The sequence below is a fragment of the Paludibaculum fermentans genome, assembly GCF_051172195.1.
In the GTDB taxonomy this organism is placed as follows: Bacteria; Acidobacteriota; Terriglobia; order Bryobacterales; family Bryobacteraceae; genus Paludibaculum; species Paludibaculum fermentans_A.
Genome location: NZ_JBPJAQ010000001.1, coordinates 3051610 through 3074001, shown reverse-complemented (window position 1 = coordinate 3074001; position 22392 = coordinate 3051610). Strand labels below are relative to the sequence as shown.

Annotated in this window: 17 protein-coding genes; 12 read left to right on the top strand and 5 right to left on the bottom strand. The window is 63.2% G+C overall.

The genetic code is table 11. The features are described 5' to 3' along the window. Position 1: 1 nt before the first annotated feature. The 6 genes from ACR9Y2_RS12565 (at position 2) to ACR9Y2_RS12540 (ending at position 9753) form a co-directional block, all read left to right on the top strand. Positions 2 to 2092, top strand: coding sequence for a sensor histidine kinase (locus ACR9Y2_RS12565; protein ID WP_435041648.1), 2091 nt, complete (start codon positions 2 to 4; stop codon positions 2090 to 2092). Next, positions 2089 to 3450: a sigma-54-dependent transcriptional regulator gene (locus ACR9Y2_RS12560; RefSeq protein ID WP_435041647.1), complete on the top strand. Its 1362-nt coding sequence runs from the start codon at positions 2089 to 2091 to the stop codon at positions 3448 to 3450. Before ACR9Y2_RS12565 ends, ACR9Y2_RS12560 begins: the two co-directional genes overlap by 4 nt. A 164-nt stretch (positions 3451 to 3614) precedes the next feature. Beyond that, positions 3615 to 5372, top strand: a complete 1758-nt coding sequence (locus ACR9Y2_RS12555; RefSeq protein ID WP_435041646.1) for a hypothetical protein — start codon at positions 3615 to 3617, stop codon at positions 5370 to 5372. 180 nt (positions 5373 to 5552) lie between these two features. Continuing rightward, positions 5553 to 7349, top strand: a complete 1797-nt coding sequence (locus ACR9Y2_RS12550) for a hypothetical protein (RefSeq protein ID WP_435041645.1) — start codon at positions 5553 to 5555, stop codon at positions 7347 to 7349. A 132-nt stretch (positions 7350 to 7481) separates the two neighbouring features. After that, a complete protein-coding gene (locus ACR9Y2_RS12545) occupies positions 7482 to 9038 on the top strand; it encodes a complex I subunit 4 family protein (RefSeq protein WP_435041644.1) in 1557 nt (518 codons plus the stop codon). Positions 9039 to 9081: 43 nt separating this feature from the next. Beyond that, positions 9082 to 9753, top strand: coding sequence for a transposase (locus ACR9Y2_RS12540; protein WP_435041643.1), 672 nt, complete (start codon positions 9082 to 9084; stop codon positions 9751 to 9753). Here ACR9Y2_RS12540 and ACR9Y2_RS12535 read toward each other — a convergent pair. Further along, complete coding sequence (locus tag ACR9Y2_RS12535; protein ID WP_435041642.1) at positions 9659 to 10780, bottom strand: radical SAM/SPASM domain-containing protein; 1122 nt, start codon at positions 10778 to 10780, stop codon at positions 9659 to 9661. The genes ACR9Y2_RS12540 and ACR9Y2_RS12535 overlap by 95 nt on opposite strands. Before the next feature lie 19 nt (positions 10781 to 10799). Beyond that, positions 10800 to 12581, bottom strand: coding sequence for a hypothetical protein (locus tag ACR9Y2_RS12530; protein ID WP_435041641.1), 1782 nt, complete (start codon positions 12579 to 12581; stop codon positions 10800 to 10802). A 181-nt stretch (positions 12582 to 12762) separates the two neighbouring features. On the opposite strand from ACR9Y2_RS12530, the gene ACR9Y2_RS12525 reads away from it, so the two are divergent. From ACR9Y2_RS12525 to ACR9Y2_RS12500, 6 genes are all read left to right on the top strand, one after another. Then, a complete protein-coding gene (locus tag ACR9Y2_RS12525) occupies positions 12763 to 14154 on the top strand; it encodes a deoxyribodipyrimidine photo-lyase (RefSeq protein ID WP_435041640.1) in 1392 nt (463 codons plus the stop codon). 7 nt (positions 14155 to 14161) lie between these two features. Beyond that, the gene (locus ACR9Y2_RS12520) at positions 14162 to 15046 is read left to right on the top strand and encodes a TIGR01777 family oxidoreductase (protein ID WP_435041639.1); all 885 of its coding nucleotides are present in this window, start codon (positions 14162 to 14164) and stop codon (positions 15044 to 15046) included. Positions 15047 to 15056: 10 nt separating this feature from the next. Further along, entirely contained in the window at positions 15057 to 15263 is a 207-nt protein-coding gene (locus tag ACR9Y2_RS12515; protein WP_194446594.1) for a hypothetical protein, read from the top strand. A gap of 167 nt (positions 15264 to 15430) precedes the next feature. Beyond that, complete coding sequence (locus ACR9Y2_RS12510; protein WP_435041638.1) at positions 15431 to 15781, top strand: PadR family transcriptional regulator; 351 nt, start codon at positions 15431 to 15433, stop codon at positions 15779 to 15781. Between the two features lie 5 nt (positions 15782 to 15786). Then, entirely contained in the window at positions 15787 to 18414 is a 2628-nt protein-coding gene (locus ACR9Y2_RS12505; protein WP_435041637.1) for an ADOP family duplicated permease, read from the top strand. Positions 18415 to 18490: 76 nt separating this feature from the next. Next, entirely contained in the window at positions 18491 to 19912 is a 1422-nt protein-coding gene (locus tag ACR9Y2_RS12500) for a BNR-4 repeat-containing protein (protein WP_435041636.1), read from the top strand. Positions 19913 to 19920: 8 nt separating this feature from the next. On the opposite strand, the gene ACR9Y2_RS12495 is transcribed toward ACR9Y2_RS12500, so the two are convergent. Genes ACR9Y2_RS12495 through ACR9Y2_RS12485 form a run of 3 tightly spaced genes read right to left on the bottom strand, consistent with a single transcriptional unit; the run spans position 19921 to position 22329 of the window. Next, positions 19921 to 20601: a YwaF family protein gene (locus ACR9Y2_RS12495; protein WP_435041635.1), complete on the bottom strand. Its 681-nt coding sequence runs from the start codon at positions 20599 to 20601 to the stop codon at positions 19921 to 19923. Between the two features lie 9 nt (positions 20602 to 20610). Then, complete coding sequence (locus ACR9Y2_RS12490; RefSeq protein ID WP_435041634.1) at positions 20611 to 21543, bottom strand: Gfo/Idh/MocA family protein; 933 nt, start codon at positions 21541 to 21543, stop codon at positions 20611 to 20613. Positions 21544 to 21561: 18 nt separating this feature from the next. Next, entirely contained in the window at positions 21562 to 22329 is a 768-nt protein-coding gene (locus ACR9Y2_RS12485; RefSeq protein ID WP_435041633.1) for a hypothetical protein, read from the bottom strand. Positions 22330 to 22392: the final 63 nt, after the last annotated feature.

Here is a 22392-nt window from a genome sequence, read left to right as displayed (position 1 = left end):
CATGAGACAGCGGGTACGGTTCGGCGCCGGCTTAGTGGTGCTTTCCATCCTGATCTACCTCGTCGTCCTGCAAGGGTCGTTCACGGTGGGCGATTACGGCCCCTCGACCCCGGAGCAGACGTATGTCTTCTGGGGGCTGTCGACCCTCACGTTCCTGCTCACGGTGCTGCTGGCGTTCATGCTGTTCCGCGACGCGGTGAAACTGTACTTCGCCCGGCGCGCCGGAGTGGAAGGTTCGCGCATCCGCACCAAGATGCTGGTGGGCGCACTCAGCCTGACGTTTCTGCCCACCATCTTCCTCGTCCTGTGGAGCATCTCCGTACTCAATCGCAATCTCGACAAATGGTTCAGCCGGCCGGCCGAGATCATGAAGCTGAACATGCAGGAGATCAGCGCCGTGATCGATCGGGAGGCGAGCGGGCGGCTGCAGGCTTCGGCCCGCTGGGTGGCCGATAGTGAAGACCTGCGTTCCTTCCTGAAGACCGGACACGTGCCGGCCGAGTTCTTCGCCTCGGTGTGCGATCTCGCCGGAGCTGACCGGGCGTATGTGCATCGCTCGGACGGCGGCCAGATCTCCATCTGCCAGACCAATCCTGACCCCAAAGGCGAGAAACCGGAGAAGGGCGGACCGGTGAGAGCCACGGCTCCCATCGATGGGGTGGGTGACGTGGTGATTGAGGCGCGTCTGCCACTCGACCTGGTGCAGAGGAAGAAGGAGATGGACCAGCAGGTGAGCGACTACGACCGGCTGGCGTCAGGCCGAAAGGAGACGCGCCGCTTCTATCTGCAACTTCTGGTGCTGATTACGATCTTTATCCTATTTATAGCGGTGTGGGTGGCGCTGTTCCTGGCGCGACAAATTTCTTCCCCGGTGGCGGCCCTGCTGGAGGCGGCGCGCGCGGTGCGCGGCGGTAATCTGTCATATCGGGTAAAGGTGGAGGCAACCGACGAATTGGCCTCGCTGGTCCGTGCCTTCAACGAGATGACCCAGGACCTGCAGGCGAACCAGGATGAACTGGAGCGGCGGCGGCGGTTTATCGAGGCGGTGCTCCAGAGCATCCCGACGGGTGTTTTCTCGCTGACGCATGACGGCACGGTGCAACTGGTGAATGGGGCGCTGCTGCGCATCTTTCCGGACGGCCGGGTACAGCCCGGGCGCAAGCTGATGGAATTGTTGCCGCGGGACCGGCAGGAAGAGTTCTCCCGGCTGCTGAAGCGGGCGCGCCGCACGGGGACAGCCGACCGCCAGGTAGAGATCCGGACAGAAGACGGAGTCCGCCATTTCTCGGTCACGGCGGCCGCCCTGGAGGCGAGCGTCACCAGCGGCTTTGTGGTGGTGGTCGAAGATACGAGCGAGTTGATGCGCGCACAGCGGGCGGCGGCCTGGCACGAGGTGGCGCGGCGGATCGCGCATGAGCTGAAAAACCCGCTGACGCCGATCGCGCTCAGTTCCGAACGCATTCTGAGGCAGTTGGACAAGACCGCGGCTCCGCCCGAGGTGCGGCGGATCGTCAGCGAGTGCTGCGCAACGATCGGCCGGGAGGTGGAGAGCGTCAAAACGCTGGTGGACGAGTTTGCGCGCTTTGCCCGGTTCCCGTCGGCGCACCCGGCTCCGGCCGACCTGAACGCCGTGGTGGAAGAAGGTCTGGCGGTATTCCACGGCCGGTTGGAGGATATCTCGATCCATGTGTCGCTTTCGTCGTTGCTGCCCATGGTGGCGTTGGACCGCGACCAGTTTAAGCGTGTGATCGTGAATCTGGTCGACAATGCAGCCGAGGCCATGGCGGAGTCGCCGCTGCGCCACCTCTTTATCGAGACGCATGCCGCCTCGCCGGAAGTGGTCGAACTGGTGATTGCCGACACCGGCTGCGGCATTACGACCGACGACAAGGAGAAGCTGTTTCTGCCGTACTTCAGCACCAAACAGCGCGGCACGGGGCTCGGCTTGGCCATTGTCAGCCATATTGTGGCCGAACACCGCGCGCGGATCCGTGTGGAAGACAACAATCCGGTGGGTGCACGCTTTATCATCGAAATACCGGCCATCGCGTCCGCTGAGTTTGACGCCCGGCCGGCAGAGGTGCGTGCATGAAGCCCACCCAGGTGCTGATCGTCGACGACGAACCTGGAATCCGCGAGTCACTCAGGGGCGTCCTTGAGGACGAAGGATTCGAGGTCCAGGCCGTGCCTACAGGCGAGATGGCGGTCGAGGAGATTCTCAACGGCGCCTACGAGGCGGTGTTGCTGGATGTGTGGCTGCCTGGCATGGACGGGCTGGAAGTGCTGCAGCGGGTGAAGAGCGCATCGCATGCGGCGTTGCCGGCCGTCATTATGATTTCGGGCCATGGGAGCATTGAGTCGGCGGTCCGGGCTACCAAACTGGGCGCGTTCGATTTCCTGGAAAAGCCGCTCACGATCGAGAAGGTCATGGTCGTGTTGAACAACGCGTTGGAGCAGCGGCGCATGCAACTGCAACTGCGTGAGATCAAGGACACCAGCCGCAGCCGGCTGCGGATCTTCGGCGAAAGCGTTCCGATGAAGGCGCTGCGCCAGCAGATCCTGCTGATGGCGGCGACGAACGGGCGGGTCCTTATATATGGGGAGAGCGGCACGGGCAAAGAGCTGGTGGCCCATGCGATCCACGCTGAGAGCGCCCGCGCCGATCAGCCGTTTGTCGAATTGAACTGCGCCGCCATTCCGGAAGAGCTGATCGAGAGTGAATTGTTTGGCCATCGCAAGGGCAGCATTGCCGGCATGGACGGCGACAAGATCGGCAAGTTGGAGAAGGCCGACGGTGGCACCCTCTTCCTGGACGAAGTGGGTGACATGAGCCTGAAAACCCAGGCGAAGGTCATGCGCGTGCTGGATGAGCAGCGCTTTGAACCTGTGGGTTCGGCCGAGCAGATCCAGGTGGATGTGCGCCTCATCGCGGCAACGAACAAGAACCTGGAGGAAGAGATCGAGCGGGGCAACTTCCGCGAGGATCTGTTCTACCGGCTCAATGTGATTCCGTTCGAGGTTCCGCCGCTGAGGGAGCGCATCGAGGACATCCCCTTGCTGGCCGAGCATTTCCTGAACGAGTTCACCTCGGCCTACGGCCGCAAGGGGAAGGAACTCACGCCCGAAGCATATTCGGCGCTGGCGGAGTATTCGTGGCCGGGCAATGTCCGGGAGCTCAAGAACCTGATGGAGCGCATCGTGATCATGTATCCGCAGGTGCGGATCGATGCACGCCACATTCCCCTGCCGGTCACGCGGCGCGTAACGCCGAAGCCGTCGGACCGCACAGCGAGTCTGCTGGAGGTCCGGCAGGCAGCCGAGCGCGATTACATCCTCAAGAAACTGGATGAATCCAGTGGGAATGTCAGCCGGACTGCGGAACTGCTCGGGCTGGAGCGCAGCAACCTCTATAAGAAGATGCGGGCGTTGGGCATTGCTCCGCGCGAGTAGCCACCCAGGACAGGGCGGAATCAGAACCATCCTGTCAGTTTTAACTTGAATCGCCTCGCCATTCTGCTTAGCCTTAATTGGGGATCGGAGGAGAGTAGCCTCCGAGAGGGAATATCTGCGAGCGGCGGGTCTGCCTCTGGGGCTGGCTCCTGGTGGAGGAACAATTGGTCAAAGCAATTCTTGCCTGCGCGGCAAGTGTCTTCATTTTTACGAATGTGGCGGGAGCCCACCCACTGGTGGCCAGTCCGGGCGGAGTCTTGAGCCTCGCGACGACGGCCGACCGGGGCGTTCTGGCACGCGGCTCAGTCTTTGTTGTCAACGGTGTGGAGTTGGCGGAGGGCGACGCGGTGAGCGCCGAGGTTCCTTACCCGCAGGAGCTGAACGGCGTCTCAATCGCGATCACCTCGGCCGACGGATCGCTCAGCGCGCAGGCCTACATGGTATCCACGGCCGAGACGCGACTGGTAGCGATCGTGCCGTCTTCCCTGCCCGCGGGCGACTATGTGGTGACGGTGACAAACAACGGTGAGCCGAGCGTGGGTACGGCCGTGAAGGTGGCGGACTCGAGCTTCGGACTAGTGACGAATACGGGAGCGGCCGGCGGCGGCGTGGTGGGCCGGATCCTGAAGGAAGGCGCGGAGCCATCGGCGCTCACTTTCGTCAACAGCGCCCTGCCTGGTTCCACTTTGGAACTGGATGCGACGGGCCTGGGTCCGGTCGAAGCACCGGATAACGAGTTTCCCTTGGAGGTGAATGCAAGGGAAGGGGTAGTGCTGGTGCTGGGCGGGATGGAGATCCCCGTGTCCTACATCGGCCGGAACCCGTTGAAGCCGGGCTATGACAAAGTGGTGGTCACCTTGCCCTCGGATGTCACCCTGACCGGATGCCTGACCATGTTCCAACTGCGGATAGGCGAGGCAATCAGTTCACAGTATTCCCTACCTTTGGCGGCACTTCCGTCCGAGGGCGAACCAGTTGAAGCTTCGGGGGCAGTTTGCAGCGGCCTGGCGGGCGTCTCGGTGGATGGCTTGAAGACACTCTCGGAGGGCGGAACGCTAATTGGGGGCGGGATGACGCTAAACCGGGTGATCTCCACCACGCGTTCCGGCACGGTCACTTATACGCAGACCAGTGACTTCTTCAGCGGCGGCTTTATACAGTGGACAGCCGCCCAGTATCTGGACAATCTGGCCCGCGGCCAGTTCCAGTTGGCCAATCGTGACGCCAATGGCTGTGTGGTGTGGGACGTCCCGGTCACATCGGGTGGAGTCTATGTGGATGCCGGCGACGGCTTGGCGCTGGCCGGGCCAGCCTGGAACACCGCCGTACCCAGGAACGTGGCGGATCCGAACATCTACAACGTGACACTGAATTCACTGCTCACCGGGCTACCAACGCCCGTGATCACACCGTCTTTGGGCTTAAACATAGTGGGTGGGCACTACGAACTCTCCGGGCAGGGCGGCTCGGTCGTCGGCCCCTTCACGGTCAGCCTCGACGTCAGCGATCCCTTCACCTGGACAAATCAGGGCGCTTTCACGGACAAGCTGGATCGTTCGAAAGACGTTGTCTTCACCTGGACGGGCGGGCAACCGAACGACATGATCGTCGCCAGCGGGTATGCGCACGGACCGGCTCCGGAGGATGCTTCGAAGCTGGTCACGCGCGCATTCTCCTGCTACACGACGGCCGACAAAGGGCAGGTCACGCTGGCAGCCAGCCAGGTGCAGAAACTGCCACTGATCGCCGCGATCAAGTATACAGATCCGACCGGCGCCTGGATGGCCAACGTGTCGTTGGCGCATTCCAATCCGGACAATACCGGCTTCTTTTCAGCGCCGCTGGTGAATGGCGGGACCACGGAGTCGGCCGGCTTCCGCTATGGGTACTCCTATGCGGTGGGGCCATTGACGATCCCCTAGATCTGTGACGGCTGCTACACATCCGTTTCACAACAAGTCGCTATCTTTCAATTAGATACATTCTTCCTTGCGCAGCGGGGGTGTTTTCTCTAATCTTGATTGAAGACTTTCGGAGACAGGTCCTGAATACGTCCCGTTCCGGGCTTGTGTTGGTCCTTCCGTTGTTCGTTTAGGAGGAATATGAACAAAGTGCTGTATCTCGTACTGGCCACAAGTGTGTGTGCCAGTTTGGCTTTCGCCAAGCCGCAAATCAATGCGAAGAATGGAGTCCGCACCCTGGCCGCGACCGCCGCTTCGACTACACTCGCGCGCGGCTCGGTCTTCTCCATCGTGGGCCAGGAACTGGCCGGGGTGGATCCGGTCACATTTGACGTGCCCTATCCCCAGGACGGCGGCGGGTTGACCGTTGCCCTGACCACGGCCGACGACGCCGCCACAGTCCAGGCCTATCTCCTTTCCACCGCCCCGGGGAAGATTGTCGCGCTGGTCCCGTCCAGCACTCCCGCTGGCGACTACAAGGTCACCGTCACCTACAACGGCGAGACGAGTGATCCGTTCGCCGTGAAGGTCGCCGACCAGAACTTTGGGTTGATCACCGCCGCCGGACTGGTCAAAGGCCAGGCGGCTGGCCGCGTCCTGGTGCCTGAAACGGGCGCGGTGGCCGTGACCTACACCAAGGCCGTCACGCCGGGCGCCGCGGTGGAATTCGACGCCACGGGCTGGGGTCCCATCGAAACACCGGACAACGAATTTCCGGCCGGCGGCTCAGTCATCGGCGATGCGGTCATCGTTGTGGCGGGCCAGGAGATTCCCATCACCTACCTGGGCCGGAATCCGGCGCGTCCCGGCTACGACCTCGTGCAGTTCACGCTGCCTACGGAAAACGTACCTACCGGGTGCGATGTCGAGTTCCAGATCAAGTACTGGGGCACCACCTCGTCCAGTTTCACGATGCCTCTTGTGGCCTCGGCCGATGCGGCCTGCACGAATCCAATGGGCGTTTCGCCTGCTTCCCTGGACCAACTGGTGAGCGGCGGCTCGATCGTCTTCGGCGGCTTTACCCTCACCCGGCAGTCGATTTCCGCCACGATCGAAGGCATCTCCATGGATACGACGACAGAGGCGGTGGCCGGCGGCTTTGAGAGTTACAACGCCGAGGCGTTCGCGCTCTACGCCGCCCAGAACTTCATGCCGCAATATCTGGTGAACCCTGACAGCGGGTGCTACCTCTTCACGGTGACGGATTCCGATCCCGCCGTGAGCGGTCCCTCCGCCGTAGCAGTGGACGCGGGCGAGAAACTGGCGCTCACAGGACCCGGGCTGACCAAGGACGTGCCCCGAGTGGAAGGAAACACCTACACACTCTCGCTGAGCACCTCAACCAGCATCGGCGGCGGTGGATTCCCCAGCATCCCCGGGATCCCCAGCATCCCAGGCCTGCCGAACATCCCAGGCCTGCCGGGCACTGGCGCGACGGCGAATGTGCTGGTCGCCGGCCAGTATAAGCTCACCGGGCCGGGCGGAACCGTGGTCGGTCCATTCGAAGCCACGACGGACATGACCTCGCCAATCACCTGGACCAATAAGGATGCGATTACGGCCGTGACCCGGGCCAACAACCTCAGTGTCCTGTGGTCTGGCGGAGCCGACTCGGATCTTGTTGAAGTGACAGGGCTTTCCCGCGGGCCTGCGCCTGAGGACAACAGCCAGGTAGTCAATCGCGTCTTCACCTGCTGGGCCAAGGGTTCGGTGCACCAGATTGTGGTGCCGTCCTCCCTCCTCCAGCAGCTGCCGGTCTCCTCGGGTGTAGATATCAGCACCGATCCAACCCAGGTTTCGCTGGGTTCGTTGTCGCTGCAGCAGGTAAGCCTGCCCATCAACGGGCTGTTTACGGCTCCTCTGGTGGCCGGCGGAAACACCGAACCGGGCGCCTTCGCCTGGCTGGTGGGTTGGACCAAGACGCTCAGCTACCAGTAACCATACGTCCGGGTCTGAATACACAGAGGGCGAGGCTCGCAGGGCCCCGCCCTTTCCTTTCAGTGAATTCAGATACAATTCTCCATTTCTGTCCCATCTGGGATAGAATGGCTGCTTGGCCGGACGGTCGCTATGGATCACCTGCTCTCGCTAGTTCTGTGCATCCCCCTGTTGGGACTGATTCCTCTCTTTTTCCTGCCTTCTTCGAACCCGAAGTTGATCAAGCTCTGGTCTAACTTCGTCTTCCTTGTCGGATTTCTCGTCACGTTACCGCTGTGGTTCCAATTTGACTGGCGGGCTGATTACCAGTTTGTCGAGAAGGTTCCGTGGATCAAGTCCATAGGGGCATATTGGAATCTGGGTGTCGACGGCTACGCGATGCTGCTGGTGATTCTCACCGCACTCATCGGGTTTCTGTCGGTGTTGTGTTCCTGGAGTGCGATCACTGAGCGCCTGAAGGAGTATTACGGCTGGTTCATGATGCTCCAGTTCGGCATGCTGGGCGTCTTCGCGGCGCGTGATTTCCTGCTGTTCTTCATCTTCTGGGAACTCACGCTGATCCCGATGTACTTCATCATCGCCATCTGGGGCGGTAAGCGGCGCGGCTATGCCAGCATCAAGTTCGTGATTTATACGCTGGCCGGCTCGGTGCTGATGCTGCTGGGCATTCTGGCCTTCTACTGGCAGCAATACGTACAGTTCCACCGCCTGTCATTCGACATGTCGGCACTGCTGGAGACAAAGATGCCGCCTGAGATGGCCTGGTGGGTCTTCTGGGCATTCTTCGTTGGTTTCGCCGTCAAGGTGCCGATGTGGCCGCTGCATACCTGGTTGCCCGACGCACATACAGAAGCGCCCACGGCCGGCTCAGTCATCCTGGCGGGTATCCTGCTGAAGATGGGCACCTTCGGTTTCATCCGCTTCTCCATCCCGATGCTGCCCGAAACAGCACGCGATCCCAAGGTACTGGGCACGGTGGTCGCGCTCTCGATCATCGCCATCATCTACGGAGCGCTGGTCAGCCTGATGCAGAAGGACTGGAAGAAGCTGGTGGCTTACTCCTCCGTGAGTCACATGGGCTTCTGCACACTGGGCATCTTCGCGCTGAATCCAGCCGGCATCTCCGGCTCGATCATCCAGCAGATCAATCACGGTGTTTCAACCGGCATGCTCTTCCTCATCGTCGGTGTCGTATACGAGCGGCGGCACACGCGCGAGATCGCCGAATACGGCGGCCTGTTCCGGGTGATGCCGATCTTCACCTTCATCTTCCTGATCGCGGCGCTCAGCTCCATGGGCCTGCCGCCGTTGAACGGCTTCATCGGCGAAATCACGATTATCAAGGGTGCGTTCGAGATGTCGTTCTGGTGGGCGCTGGCCTGCGGCATCGGCATCGCCCTGGGTGCGGCCTATCTGCTGTGGCTGTTCCAGCGGACCATGCTGGGCGACTTGAAGAATGAGAAGAACAAGACGCTCAAGGACCTGAACTGGCGCGAAATCGCCTACTTCACCCCGCTGCTGATCCTCACTTTCTGGATCGGCCTCGGACCGCGGCCCTTCTTCCGCGTCATCAGCCGCTCCGTGGCGAACGTCGTGGAGCGTGCCCGGCCCGGCTACTACTTCGACCACAATCTGTACAATCCGCTGCTCCCGCAGGAAGTTCAACCAGAGAAGCATCCGGACTTCTGAAACATTTTCGAGAGTAATGTTCTTGCCCGGCGACTAAGTGAGTATGCTTAGTGAAGTCGCCGCCCGGCCCCTGCTTTGCCCAAAGCTCGTGACCCAGGCGGCATTGGAGCATCGCACACTCTTTCGCGGCGACCGCGACCGTTACGTCTACCTGGCCCTGGCGCGGCGGGCCGTGCAGCGCTTCTCATGGAGCATATCGGGCTACTGCCTGCTGCCGGAACGAACCCACCTGCTATTGAGTGTGCCCAGACCAGAGGACCTTCACACCGGCATCCGCTGGCTGCGCCGCAGTTTCTCCAGCTATCTGCGCGACGACCGCGGTGACCGGCGCAGGCTCTGGCATGCCGGCTATGGAGTGCGGGAACTGGCGGGTCAACAGCGCTGGCCGGCGCTCGCCTGCATCGAACTGGAACCCCAACGCATCGGACTGGCGGCAGCGCCGGGCGACTACCCGTGGTCGAGCGCCTCACAACACGTCGCAGGGCAGCGGCCCTATGTACCGCTGGCGGATGAAGCCTGGGGTTCGAACTTCGGAGCGGAGCGCTGGCGCGCGCATCTGGATACGGCTCCCGGCGATTTCGAGTACTGGCGCATGCTGCGTTGGACCGTGACGCCGGATTTTACTCCGGCCTGGCGGAGTCAGAGGACTTGCGGGGTTGAGGCGGGCCTATCTGAACCAGCGGAGCGGCAGGCGAGTCTGAGCTTTGGCGATTGACTGCCGCCGGCTTGGGCGGATTCAACCAGCGGGCGGGCAACTTCGCCAGGTAAACCAGGCGTTCGACCAACGGCAGCAGGGTGCGGACCGTGCGGCCGTGAAACAACAGGCTGCCGGCCACCAGGAAAGGGTGTGGGATGGTGGTGCAGCAGCGGGAGCAGATGTCGATCTCTCCGGCTCGCCCATCCAGGTGGAGACGCCGCATGCGCTGCATCTCGGGGCCGTCGAAGATCTGCACCATGCTCGACTGCGTCACATTGCCCACCGGCGCGCCATCCAGCATGTAGCTCTGGCAGCACGGATACGCATCCCCGTTGTGCTTGATGTACATGGGCCCGCGCCACAGGTAATGGCAGGGGTGCGTCCATTCAGCCGCGCCGTGGCCGGCATCGGGCCGCATCAGGTTCGTTTCGTCTTCCTTGATGCGGATGAGGTCAACGCCTGGAACATCGCGCCAGAACTTCGTGAAGTCGTCCACCTCGTGGCGGTTGCCGTCCATGCGGACCATCTGCACCACGACCTGCAGCTTCGACTTACGGTCGTGCTTCATGCGGCAGAAGCTCAGGAAGTTGTCGCGCACACGCTCGAATTTCGCGCCCTTGCGGTAGAACTCGAAGGTCTCCTTGCTGTAGCCGTCGAAGCTGAGCGTGATGTGTTCGAGCGGCGTGTCGAGCAGGCGGGCAGCGGCTTTTTCGTCCAGCAGCGTCCCGTTGGTGGAGATGAGCGAAGAGACGCCGTGGCGGTCGCAGAAGTGGATACGGTCGAAGATCTTGCGATCGAGGAAGGGTTCACCCAGGCCGATCAGCATCATGTGCTCGCCGGTCTCCGACGCCTGGCGGACCAGCGTCTCGAAGACCTCGTCGGTCATGTCTTCCTTGGGCTGTGGGTGGGTTTCCCGCGGACACATCGGGCAGTAGATGTTGCACTTCGCCGTGGTTTCGACGATGTACTCAACGGGCAGGGCGCGCAGCCGGATCCGGCCGCGCGCATAGCCCCACAACAATTTGGCTCGGTTCCAGGCTCTCACCTGGTACCATTCTAGCGGTTTACTGGAAATTGACGCTCTTTTGACCGCCGTAGGTGTAGCCGATCTTGCCATACTCGGTCTCGCCGCCGCCCACCAGCGGAGCCTTGAAGCGGCCGTTCGGGGGTGTGTTGCTCTGCAGGACGGAGAGCAGGCCCATGCTGTCTTCCGACCCGCCCGTGACGGGCATCAGTTGCAGGATATCGGCTCCAACGGTCAGCCCGCCGGCGCTGGCCGGGGCCTGGCAGGTGAACAGGCGGCCCAGGGCCTTGGGGGCCCCGGGTACGGGCCCGATGGCCAAACCGGTGACTGTCACGATGTCGGCGTCCGGACCAGGCGTCCATACGATGGAGAGCGGATTTCCGCGGTCAATGTCGTTGATTGCCTGTTTGTTCGTCCAGGTGATGGGCGCGCCGAGGTCCACCGTGGCGGAGAAGGCGTCAATCGCCGTTCCGCCCGTGCCGATGAGGCTGTAGGTGCCGGGTGTAAGATCCTGCGCAATCACGGGGAAATCCGCACGGCGCCGGCCGGCCTGCTTGACGGCAGCGGACTTGGCCTGCCGGATCATGTTGTTTGCCTTGTCTTCCAGGCTGAACATGCCGGGCAGCACGGGAATGCTGCTGCCCAGGTCGCCGGTGTAGACAATGGTCGGCTGCCGCTCGAGTTCGAATTGCGCACCGGCCTGGCCATTGAATTTGAGGATCTGGCCGGCATCGAGCCCGGAGGCTTCCGCGGCTTCATACTCGTCCGAAGAGCCTTCCAGCGTCACCACCGAGCAGCCATTCAGGTTCTGGACGCTGCCATTGAGGAACGCCAGGCCGGACTCGAGTTCATAGCTGCTGTAGGCGTAGAAGGCGCCGCTGGCCGCGCGGGTGTGGAATTCGATCGACTCGTCGCCGAACTCGAACTCGGTGGCGCTGTCCGTGATCTCGAACCCGGGGATGACCACCTGCCGGCCTTCGTCAATCGCCTGTATCGCCTCGGGGGTCAGGGCACCACCAGCGTCGCAGATGGGCTGATCCGCGGCAGCGATGGAGACGAAGGCAGCGTTGCTGAGCTTGTCGCCGGAGCGCAGGGAGACGGGCACATAGCAACCGAGTTGCAGCCCGGTCTCGGGCAGGTCGACCAGGATCTGGTCATAGCCCGCTTTGCCGGGATAGCGGCCCGCGTAGCGGACGGGCACGGCCACTCCTCCGACGAGGAGTTCCGCTCCTTCCAGCAGGGGCTGCTCAACGGCCGGGTCGCCGTCTGAAGTGTTGATGGGGCCGAAGCCGGAGGCCAGGATGCTGAGCGTGGAGCCTGGGTGCGCGGGCGCCGTCAGCCGCAACCGCTGCGGATCAGCGTCAGGCCGGACGATGTTCGCCGCGGCCAGCGCGCCGTTCAGGTTGGTGGTGGTGACAATGCCGATGACCTGGTCGGCCACGTTGACCTCGATCTCGCTGCTGGTGCCGGCATTGGTCTGCACGCGCACGGTGGAGGCGCCCGCTTCCGCGGCGGAAGGCACGACACCCTGGATCTCGAAGGCGCCTGCCAGCGACAGATAGGCCTGGACCTCAGTTCCGCTGGCTTTGTTCTTGAGGATGACCTTCACACCATCGATCTCCGTCGGGTAGGGCATTTCGGCCTTCACCGTGTCCAGGGGACCCAGGTTGTCGCCCAGGATGCGGAAGGCCGAACCGCGCGCCAGGCCAGCCGCCGAGGCAGTCGGCGCGACCGGACGAACGCTCCTCTTCCCAATGACTGGCTGACCAAAGACAGTGGATACCCCGATGAAGGCACACCACGCCCATACTGTTCTGCTCATGCTGAATCTCCTTAAGATTGCGCGGGTCTTGTTTTCTGCGTCAGTGGCCCGCTGTGAAAAGACGCGCAAGAGCGGTGCGAAAAGGATCTAGCATGGATGTAACAAACACGCTTTTGTTCCATCGCGTGCTTTTTTGTCATCCAGAGAGTTAGTGGCAGCCACGACGAAACTTGAACAGCGCGTGCGGACGCTCAACAGCGCGCCGGTCCGCCCCGATGCGGAGTACGTCCTGTACTGGTCCCAGATGAACCGGCGCGTGGATGCGAACCACGCCTTGGCCTGGGCCATTCAACGCGCGAATGAATTGAAGTTGCCCGTCCTTTGCTATGAGGGCCTGACGTGCTCCTACCAGCAAGCCAATGACCGGTTGCATACGTTCATCCTGGAAGGTGTGCCCGAGATGGCGCGCCGCCTGGCCCGGCTCGGCATCGGCTATTGCTTCTATCCACGCCGGCGGCGCGCGGATCCAAATGACGTGCTGTACCGCCTGGCCCGGCGGGCTGCCTGTGTCGTAACGGACGACTATCCCACGTTTATCGCGGCCCGTCACAACGCGTCTGTACCCGCGAAGCTCGATGTCTCCTTCAGCGTGGTGGACTCGAGTTGCGTGGTGCCGATGAACGTCCTGGAGAAGCGCGAGTACGCAGCGTATACGATCCGGCCCAAGATCACACGCCTGCTGCCGGAGTATCTGGCACCGTGCGTCGTGACGAAGCCGAAGCGCGCGTGGGCGGCGGCCGCTCCTGAGTGGCACGTGCCGCTGGCCGCGGAGGAGATTCCGGCGCTGGTCGCCTCGTGCGAAATCGATCACTCGGTGGCGCCGTCGATCTCCTTTACGGGTGGGCGCCTGGCTGCCGAGAAGTTGCTCCAGCATTTCCTCCGCAACAACCTGCGGCGCTATGCGCGGGAGCGGAACGAACCCGCCGCCCACGCCACGTCCGACATGAGCCCGTACCTGCACTTCGGGCACATCTCATCGCTGGAGCTTGCGCTCGCTGCGTCAGAGTACGCGCAGGAACACGACCTGATTGCATCGGAATTCCTGGAAGAGCTGATCGTCCGCCGCGAACTGGCGTTCAACTACGCCCGGCATGTGGAGCAGCCCGATTCCTTCCGCAATCTGCCGAATTGGGCGCAGGCCACGCTGAACAAACATGCGGCGGACCAGCGATCTCCGGTTTACTCCCTGCAGCAATTCGAGCAGGCCGAAACGCATGATGCCCTGTGGAACGCCTGCCAGGCCGAGATGCTGCTGCGGGGCAAGATCCACGGCTACTACCGTATGTATTGGGGCAAGAAGATCATCGAGTGGTCACCCACCTGCCAGGCTGCGCTGGAGACCATGGTCCATATCCACGACCGCTACGCGCTCGACGGGCGCGATCCTAATACTTATACGAATATCCTGTGGTGTTTCGGACTGCACGACAGGCCCTGGCAGGAGCGTCCGATTTTCGGGATGATCCGATATATGAACCTGGAAGGGATGAAGCGCAAGACCGGCGTCGACGCCTATCTGCGCGAGATCGGACACCTGCAGCAGACGGGAAAGGATCCGTTCCGGGTCCGCTAAAAAGGCCATGAAGATTACACTCACCGGAGCCACCGGCTTTCTCGGCAGCGCGTTGACAGCGCATCTGCGGTCCGAGGGCCACGACTTGCGCATTCTCAGCCGGAATCCGGCAGGCCGCGCAGGCTATTTCGCCTGGGATCCCCAGTCGGGACAGCCGCCCGAAGCGAGCCTGGCCGGCGCCGATGCCGTCGTTCACCTGGCGGGTGAACCGGTTGCCCAGCGCTGGAGCCCGTCCGTCAAAGCCGCCATCCGCCGCAGCCGGGTGGAGGGAACCAGGCATCTGGTGGAGGCCCTGACAACGCTGTCGCCCCGTCCGCAGGTGCTGGTCAGCGCATCGGCGACCGGCTACTACGGCGATCGCGGGGCGGAAGTACTCAGCGAGGTTTCGAAGCCCGGCCGAGGGTTCCTGCCGGACACCTGCCGGGAGTGGGAGGCCACCGCCGACCTCGCCCGGGCGCTGGGCATCCGCGTCGTGAAGCTGCGCACCGGGGTCGTCCTGGGTCGGGGCGGCGGAGCGCTGGCAAAAATGCTGCCGCCATTCCGGGCCGGAATCGGTGGGCCGCTGGCCGGTGGCCGGCAGTGGATGTCCTGGATCCACGTGCAGGACATGGTGCGCCTGATTGGCTGGGCTGTCTCGAACCAGGAGGTGCAGGGGCCCATCAACTGCGTATCACCCAATCCCGTTACGAATAAAGACTTTACGCGAATCCTGGCGGCCGCCCTTCACCGCCCGGCCTTCCTGCCTGTACCGGCTTTTGCCTTGAAGCTGCTGTACGGAGAGATGGCGGCTGTGCTCACCGAGAGCCAGCGGGTGATGCCGGTAGCTGCCCTGGACCAGGGATTCCAGTTTCAACGCCCGGAACTAGGCGAAGCGTTATCCGATTTGCTATAGTGAAGTGGTCATGTCGATCCCGAATGTCCGCCGTTTTCGCATCACCGGCCCCACGGGCCAGGAAGCAACCCTGATGGCTGTCCTGCCGAAGGGTGCGGACGTAGACCAGTACCTTGCCGATGCCTCCAAGCGCTTCGATTGGAAAGCCTGGGAAGATATGCAGCAGAAGCAGTTCAAGGTCCGCGTCGGTCAGCAGAAACAGAAGAAGGCGAAGTAACTTCCCTCTTCTACAACCGAATTCGCGAGAAGGGCAGGTCCGGCGACCTGCTCTTTTTGTGTTAGCTCCCCTCTTCCTCCTCCCTTCCGTCACTCCTGTAACAACTCACCGCCTCGACTGCTTTCATTCTTGACCTGCCGGCTGTCTGCCCGCATTCTACAGATAGAATGTCTACGGTAGACGATCCACGGGAACCACTCGAGTTCCTACAGGGCACCCTGGAAGTCCTGATCCTGCGCAGCCTGCAAGCCGGCCCCAACCACGCCTACGGCATCTCCCAGTTCCTGGAACAGCAATCGGGCCATGAGTTTGTGGTCGACAACGGCTCCCTCTACCCGGCGCTGCAACGACTGCTGCAGCGCGGCTGGCTGGCCGCCGAATGGAATGTCTCGCCCAACTCACGGCGGGCACGCTATTACACGCTCACCCCTGGCGGGCGCGAGCAACTGATCCGCGAAAGTTCGAAATGGCAGCGGTTTGTCGAAGCGATGACCCGCGTGCTGAATCCGGAGGGCTGACACGTATGCGCCAATGGTGGTCCCGCCTGAAAGGCTGGTTGACGGGCCGCGACGCGATCTCCGGTGACCTGGCCGAAGAGATCCAGGCTCACCTGGAATTGGATGCGGCCGACCGTGAGGCGCACGGCCTGAGCCGGGAAGAGGCTCGCCGGGCGGCACAGCGCCACTTCGGGAATCCGGTCCGGGTGGCCGAACAGTCCAGGGACGCCTGGGGGTTCCCTGCCCTGGAAAGCCTGCTGCAGGACGTCCGCTACGCCTTCCGTGCCATGCGCCGGACGCCCGCGCTCACCCTGGTGATTGTCCTCACGCTGGCGCTGGGCATCGGCGTGAATACGGCTATCTTCAGCGTTCTCAATACGGTGGTACTCAAGCCTCTGCCCTATCCGGCGGGTGAGCGGCTCATCTGGCTGGGCGAGTCCACCGGCAAAGCCAATGGGATCAGTGTCACCTGGGTGAACTATCAGAACTGGCTGGGCGGCAACCACACCCTGGAAGACATGGCTGCCTTTCGCGGCGTAGGCATGACCCTCACCGGCGGCCGCGAGGCGCTGATGACGCGCGGCCTGGCCGTCACGAGTCACTACTTCTCCCTTCTGGGCATGCGGCCGGTGCTGGGGCGGTTCTGGACCGCGGCGGACGACCGTCCCGGCGCCACCCGCTCCGTGGTATTGAACCACCGCTTCTGGTCTGAGAAACTGGGCGGCGATCCCCGCATTGCGGGCAAGTCCCTGACATTGGACGGGCAACTGTATGAAGTCGCCGGCGTGGCCGCGCCCTATTGGAGCCCGGGTCCTGTGGATTACTATGTCGCGCTGGGCGCCGTGGAAGGGTCGACCACTGACCGTGCCAAACACGGCTCCATCCGCGCCCTGGCGCGCCTGAAGCCGGGCGTGACGCTGGCGGAAGCTCGCGCCGATCTGGACGCGATCATGCGCCACCTGGCCGAGGCGGACCCGGGTCCCGAGAACGAACACAGCAGCTTCGGGCGGTTCTATGCCGAACAGACCACCGGCGACGTCAAGGGTACGCTGCTGGTGCTGATGGGCGCCGCCGGGCTGGTGCTGTTGATCGCCTGCGCCAACGTGGCCAGCCTGCTGCTGGCGCGCAACACGGCGCGCGGAGGCGAACTGGCCATTCGGACGGCCATTGGAGCGGGTCGCGGGCGTCTGGTCCGGCAATTGTTCACCGAGAATCTGGTGCTGGCCCTGTGCGGCGGCCTGGCCGGTGTCCTGCTGGCAGGCTGGGCTTTGCGGTTGCTGATCCTGACTGCCCCGGAGGGCATCCCGCGCATCGCCGGGATTACGCTCGACCTGCCCGTGCTGCTGTTCGCTTCGGCCATCACCTTAGCCACAGGCCTGCTCGCCGGCCTGGCGCCTGTCTTTACAGCCGGGCGAGTCGATCTGACAACCGCGTTGAAAGACTCCGTGCGTTCGACCGGCGGAAAACGCCGCCAGGCCCTGCGCAGCGCCCTCGTAGTCGCCGAGATCGCGCTGACCCTCGTGCTGGCCTTTGGCTCCGGCCTGTTGTTGAAGAGCCTCTCGGCGGCCCGGAATGCCGATCCTGGCTTCGATCCGCGGCAGGTCACCTCTCTCGAACTGCTGCTGCCGGAGGCCACTTACGCCAACAAACAGGCACGCGGCCACTTCTACGACACCCTGATGGTGAGCCTGCGGACCATTCCGGGGGTTGCCAGCGTCAGTGCAGTCCACTGCCCGCCCGGCAACGGCGACTGCGGCGACTGGTTCTATTCCATCCCGGGCCGGCCGGCGCCCGCGCGCAACGAAGTCCCCATCGCCCTATTCAACACGGTAACGCCGGGCTACTTCGAGACCATGCGCGTGCCCATCCGGCAGGGCCGGGCCTTCACCGCGGAGGATACCGGCACCGGCCCGAAGACCGCCATTGTGAATGAAACCTTCGCGCGCCGGTGGTGGCCGGGCGAATCCGCCGTGGGCCGCCGCATCAAAGTGGGCGGTCCCTATATGGAAGGCCCCCTGTTCGAAATCGTGGGCGTCACCGGCGACGTCCGACAGGGCGGCCTGGATAGCGAACCCCAACCGGAGATCTTCCAGCCCTTCGCCCAGCAGACCGGCAGCGCCATGGCCGTGATGATCCGTGCCGGCGGAGATCCGGCCCTGCTCGCTGCGGCCATCCGGGCACGTGTGTCGGAACTCGACCGCAATCTGCCTGTGCAGCGCCTCCTCCCCCTGGCCGGGAGCCTGCAGGACGGCTTGAACCGCCGCCGGTTCATCACCGTGCTGCTGGGCTTGTTCGCAGCCCTCGCCCTCAGCCTGGCCGCCGTCGGCATCTACGGCCTGCTGAATTACTGGGTGCGCGTCAGGGAGCCGGAAATCGCCATCCGGCTTGCCCTGGGCGCCACACCCTCCAGAATCCTCGGTTGGACAGGTTTTCACGCACTCCGCCTGGCGTTCGCCGGCATCGCCCTCGGCTGCGCCGGCTGCTGGGCCGCCGCCCGCGGCTTGGAGGACCTTGTTTTCGGGGTCACCGCCCGCAGTCCGGCCACCCTGCTGGCTGCCGGGGTCTCCGTCACCCTGGCGGCTATCGCGGCCGCGGCGTTCCCCGCCTGGCGGGCTTCAAGGGTCGACGCCGCCCGCCGTTTGCACTCCGTCTAGCACAATCTAGGGAAAAGCCCCCTTCAAACCTGCGAAAGGAGCATGATAGAGTCCAGTTAGTCGACTGTTCTCATCCATGTTCAACCGGAGAAAATTCCTGGCCGGAGCCCTGGCGGGCGCGCCGGCCATCGCCAGGAAGTTGCAGGCCCAGGCTGGCGCCCAACCCAGGAAAGACGACGGCTACCGCGGGATCTGGTACTTCAACCAGCCTTCGGATGATCAGTACGTCTACAAGTACAGCGGAGGTTTTGCCACCTATCCGCAGCAGCACGCACCCATCGCGATCTATTCCAAGGCGGCACAGAAGACCTTCTTCTGCTACGGCGGGTCGCTCAAGGACAAGCCGGAACTGCTGCACATGGTCTCTTACTACGACCACAAGACCGGCATGGTGCCCAGGCCCACCATCCTCCTGAACAAGCACACCGACGACGCACACGACAATCCGACCATCGCCCTCGACGATCGAGGCTACATCTGGATCTTCTCCAGCTCGCATGGAACCACGCGGCCGTCTTTCATCCATCGCAGCCAGCGGCCCTATTCCATCGACGCCTTCGAGCGTGTCCTGGAGACGAACTTCTCTTACACGCAGCCCTGGTATCTGACCGGCCACGGCTTCCTGTTCCTGCATACGCGCTACCGCCAGTTGGGCGACGAGAAGGGCGCCTCGGGCCGCGCGCTGTACTCCATGAGCAGCCTGGATGGGGTCTCCTGGAGCAAGCCGCGCGAGATCGCCTTCGCCGGCCAGGGCCACTATCAGGTGAGTTGGCCCAACCAGGCCGGGACGCGTCTCGGAACCGCCTTCGATTTCCATCCGGACCCCGGCGGGCTCAACCAGCGCACCAATCTCTACTTCATGCAGACCGTCAATGCGGGTCTCTCCTGGGAATCCGTGGAAGGCGAGGGCCTCCTCTTGCCCATCTCCTCGGAGGAAGGCCCAGCCCTCGTCCGCAACTACCGCAAGGAAGGGCTGCTGGTCTACCTCAAGGACATCCAGTATGACGCGCAGGGCCGCCCAGTGCTGCTCTATCTCACCAGCAAGGGCTATGAGCCTGGTCCGCGGAATGGTCCGCGGCAGCTTTGCCTGGCACGCTGGGCGGGTACGGAATGGCGCTTTTCCACAATCACGGAGACGGATCACAACTACGATCACGGGTCGCTCTATCTCGAGGGAAGCGTGTGGCGCTTCATCGGACCCACGGGGGCCGGCCCCCAGGCCTGGAGCACCGGCGGCGAAGTTGAGAACTGGGAGAGCCTCGATGAGGGCCTGACCTGGAAGCGGACGCAGGCTTTGACGAAGAACAGCGAGCGCAACCATTCCTATGTGCGGCGGCCGCTGAACGCGCATCCAGATTTCTACGCCTTCTGGGCGGACGGCAATGCCTTGAAACCCTCGGAATCGTGCCTCTACTTCGCTAATCAGAAGGGCCAGGTGTTCCGCCTGCCGCCCGTGATGAAGGGCCGCCTCGAGAAACCGGAACTACTGGGCGCGTAGCGGCGGGGTTAAGCCGCCTTGGGCTTCCTGAACGGCAGCGACATCAGCGCGAACAGCACCAGCGCCGCCGCCTCCCCGCCCAGCAGATACCAGGGCCACGGGCCCATCGCATCCAATGCCGACGCGCTGACGGGCTTACGGCACAGGAACATGTAGTTGGTGTGGAATATGGCGTTGAACGTTCCCACAAAGGCCGCCCAGCCATTCAGCACCAGCAAACCGCGCCACATGGCGTGCGGCCTGGGCCGCGCCTGGCCCGACCAGACCAGGAACAGCATGGCCGCAATGATGCCGCCATGCGCCACGAAGAAATAGGCCGTCGGGTACGACCATGCGGGCGCCCACAGTTCCGGCGTCAGTACCGCCATGCCGGCGCCGGCAATGCCAACGAAGAAGCCGGGCTCAAACGTCCAGGGGCGCAGCGCAAGCAGTGTGATCACCGTAAGCCACAGCGACAGGTCGCAGAGCTGCAGCGGCAGCCCCTCCGGGAAGCGGCTGCCCTCATGGGCCAGCTTGTAGCCATACCACACCAGTTCATTCACCAGCAGGAACAAGCCGAAGCCGAGCCGGGTGCGGCGAGCGGCTTCCGGTTTACCTCGCACCGCCCAGGCGAGCAGGGCTCCGAAACAGGGAATGGCCGCGATGATGGCGAAGTGCGCCGGCCCGAAGAGGACGAAATCCGTACGCATGGCGGATCGCTACCGCAGCTTCGTGGGCGCGCCGCCCGCTTCCTTGCTGCGCTGCGCGGCATCCATGAACGCGAACATCTCCAGGGTCTCCTGTTCATCGATCGGCGCCTTGCCAGTCTGGAAGAACTGGATGATCTCCTTCACCAGGTTCTGATAGCCGGTGTAGAGGTCTTTTTCATTGGTCTTGATGGCCTTCGGAGAGAACGCCGTGACGCCAAACGCGGAGTAGGGCCGGATCACGCGAATCGTGCCAATACGCCCGTCTTTCCACTTGCCGGTGACTACATCCGCATCGTCCGATGCAGTGAACGTCACCTCTTCGCAGCCCCGGCCCAGCATCGTGAACAGCGTCTCCACGGTGTGCACGCCATACCAGGACAGGCTCAGCTGGTGGTGCTCTTCCAGCGGCCCCGGTCCCCACGCATAAACTCCGTTCAGGCCGTCCACCTTCAGCGCGGGCAGCACATCGCTAAACCGCAGCACCGAGGCTGAGAACCACTTCACATTGTTCTCACGGGCCAGGCGTGCGATCTCGCGCGCATCGGCCAGGCTGGAGGCCAGCGGCTTGTCGATGAATACGGGCTTGCCGGCCTTGACGATCTGCCGGAACTGTTCGAGATGCTTGCGGCCGTCGACGCTCTCCAGCAGCACCGCGTCGACCTTGGTCAGCAGCGTGGCAATATCGGGCGTCAACTCCACACCGTATTTCGTGCTCAGTTCTTCGGCGAACTTATCAACGCGGCTGGAGCTTTCCTTGATGTCGCTGCTGCCGCCCTTATAGGCAGCCACGACACGTGCGCCGGCCAGGTGGTTCTTGTTCGCCGCATCGTTCAGCAACGCGGTGAAGGCAACGGAGTGCGAGGTGTCGGTGCCGACGATGCCCAGGCGCAGGTCGGCCGCGGGCAGCGCCGTCGCGGCCAAAAGAAAAAGGAAAACCCTCATAGGGCTCATTGTACGTTTCTAGCGGCGTGCGAAGCAGAGCCCCGACCACGTTGTGTCGATCGCGCAGATCTTGTAATCGACGAAACCCTGCGCCAGGCCGTATTCGCGCACGAACGGCTCAGTCAGGTCGGACTGTAACCCGGAAGACTTTTTCGGCCACGCCAGCCACAGGCGTCCCTTCTTCACAAGTGCATTCGAAGCACTGTGAAACCGGGACTCCAGGTCATGCCGCGACAGGCAGAACAGCAGGATCACGTCCGACTGCACACTCAGCCGTGTCACGATGCGCACACTTTCCGGCAGCGGCGCCAGCTTCTCCTCCATGCCGTCGGGAGCGTCGATCAGCGCCACGCAATCCTTCGCGCGGATCATCAGCTTCTTCACCAGCGGCGTGCCGGAATAGCCGGCCATGGCGTCCGGCACCGCGGGCTTCAAGGGAACCGTCTTCAATGCTTGAAGAACGGCTGCGCGCACATGCGCCCAATCGCTATATACGGCGTCCGGCAGCACGCTGCGCACGCGCTCCACTTTGTCCGGTTCACCGTCGAGAAACAGCAGGGGAATGGGCCGCGTGGCCTTGCCGCGCCGTAGGGCCGTGCCGACATCGCGACCGCGGGAAGGCACGCGCGAGAGGTCGATGGCGAACAGGTCGGCAGCTTCAAAGGTCTTCAGGTCATTGCCCGAAGTCGGCGCCCAGTGAATGGCCTCATGACCCGCCGCGCGCAGTTGTTCCAACCGCCCGGCGGCCTCTCCGGCATTCCAGTGAATCAGGGTGACACGCGCCATGCGTCTTCGATTCTAACCAGGATCGAAACACAAAGGGCGGAGGCCGCGCTCCCTGGTGGGAAC